This window comes from Nonomuraea cypriaca (assembly GCF_015645445.1).
In the GTDB taxonomy this organism is placed as follows: domain Bacteria; phylum Actinomycetota; class Actinomycetes; order Streptosporangiales; family Streptosporangiaceae; genus Nonomuraea; species Nonomuraea cypriaca.
On sequence record NZ_JADOGI010000482.1, the window covers coordinates 1 to 1,980 of the forward strand.

A 1,980-nucleotide genomic window follows, 5' to 3' on the forward strand; every position below is an offset into this window, starting at 1 on the left:
GGGTGGCGCCCTGGACGGGGCCGTGGGCGGGGACGGCCGTGTGGGCGGCGCCCGTGGTTGTCAGGCTGAGGGCCAGGTCGCGGGCGTGCAGGGCGTCGATGGCCAGGAAGGCGCAGGTGGGGCCCGAGCCGGAGACGATCGCGCCCAGGGCGCCGTGCTGGCGGCCCGCATCGAGGGTCGGGGCGAGCTCTGGCCGGAGGTTGAGTGCGGCGGGCTGGAGGTCGTTGCTCAGGTGCGCGCCCAGGGCGTAGGCGTCGCCGGTGCCCAGGGCTTCCAGGAGCGGGTCGTTCGCCTGGGGCCAGGGGACGTGGGCCCCCGCGGCCTCGCGGAGACGATCGCATTCGGCGTAGACGCTGGCCGTGGACAGGCCGCCGTCGGCCAGGGCGAACACCCAGTGGAACGTGCCGCCCGTCGGGAGCTCGCTCAACTGCTCGCCGCGGCCGGTCCCGACAGCGGTGCCGCCGAGCAGCGAGAACGGTACGTCGCTGCCCAGGTCGCCGGCGATCTCCATGAGATCGTCGAAGGGCAGCCCCAGCCCCCAGAGCTCATTGCACGCCACGAGAGCACCGGCGGCGTCGGCACTGCCACCCGCCATGCCACCCGCCACCGGGATGGCCTTCTGGATCACCAGATCGGCGCCGTAGGTGCGGCCCGCGTGCTTGGCGAGGGCGCGAGCGGCCCGGATGGCCAGATTGCTGTCGTCAACCGGCACCTGGTCGGACCATTTGCCGTTGACCACCACGGTGATCGACTCGGACTCCTTGGCCACCACCTCATCGAAGATCGAAACCGCGTGGAAGACGTTGACCAGGTCGTGGTAGCCATCCTCCCTGAGCGGGCCGACAGAAAGCTGCACGTTGACCTTCGCAGGCACACGTACGGTCACCGAACTCATCGATCTTCTGCCACTCTCATCACTTGCCGGGGTCAAGGACACTCGATGCTATCGAGGCGCGCGCCCCTGACATGCGGTTCTCGAAATATGACTCGGCGATCGACGGATTCGACAATACGCAGGGTCAGGTTGATGGATATTTGCCCCGATGGTCATCGGTAACGCAAAGTGATACCAGAGATCGCTCTTGAGGGAAATGTCCCCCTCATCCTGGGCCTCTCGCGCAGCCCCGAACCTGGCGTGTTGCGCGGCCCCGAACCTGGCATGCGCGTAACGGCCGACGCGAATGCTGTCCGGGCTGGTCGGACGACTGGTGGGGGTCTGTGCGGCGGGTCAGCCGGGGCGTACGGCGCCGCGGAAGTTGGCGCGGTAGTAAGCCGAGCCCAGGAAGTCGGTCTTCCGCACCACGTCACCCGTCTTGGGGGCGTGGATCATCAGTCTTCCCCCGAGATACAGGGCCACGTGGGTCGGATCGCCCCGGCCCCCGCCGAAGAACAGCAGGTCACCGACGCGGCGGGCGCGGAGCGGGATGCGGCGGCCCTGGCGGAACTGGGCGCCGGTGTAGTGGCTGAGCGTCACACCCGCTTTGGACCAGGCGTAGAGGGTCAGGCCGCTGCAGTCGAAGCCTCTGGTGCTCGATCCCCTGCCTATCCCGATGGTGGGACCCTTCGCTGAGCCCCCTCCCCAGGAGAAGGAGATGCCCAGTTGGCCCAGGGCGGCGGAGGCGGCCAGTTCGCCACGACTGCGCTCGGCTGCTCGGGCCGGGCCGGCGAAGAGGGCGAGGGCCGCGCAGAGCCCTCCGGTGATGACGAACCACAGCAAGGCGAGACGACGGATCACGGTCGGCCTCCTGAGCCGGTAGCGACGAGGAGACCGGCTCACGGCCGGCCTCCCGCGTCTGCAGGGACGAGGAGACCGGCTGACGCCGACCTCCTGCGCCGGCAGAGGCGCGGGGGCCGACTCGCGATTGGGCCTCCGGGCAAAGGCGAGGGGGCCTGATCTACGCTTCCGGGCAGGGCCGAGGAGGCGGGATTGCCGGTCTGGTCTCGTTGGGGGATGGGAGGCCAGGATGGCGAGGCGGGTGG

2 protein-coding genes are annotated in these 1,980 nt (G+C 69.8%); both read right to left on the reverse strand.

The window, feature by feature from the left end; translation table 11 throughout:
• A partial coding sequence (locus ITP53_RS55045) for a 4-(cytidine 5'-diphospho)-2-C-methyl-D-erythritol kinase (RefSeq protein ID WP_195903432.1) occupies positions 1-895 on the reverse strand: 895 nt, incomplete at its 3' end.
• Between the two features lie 333 nt (positions 896-1,228).
• Positions 1,229-1,735, reverse strand: a complete 507-nt coding sequence (locus ITP53_RS55050) for a C40 family peptidase (protein ID WP_195903433.1) — start codon at positions 1,733-1,735, stop codon at positions 1,229-1,231.
• Positions 1,736-1,980 lie beyond the last annotated feature (245 nt).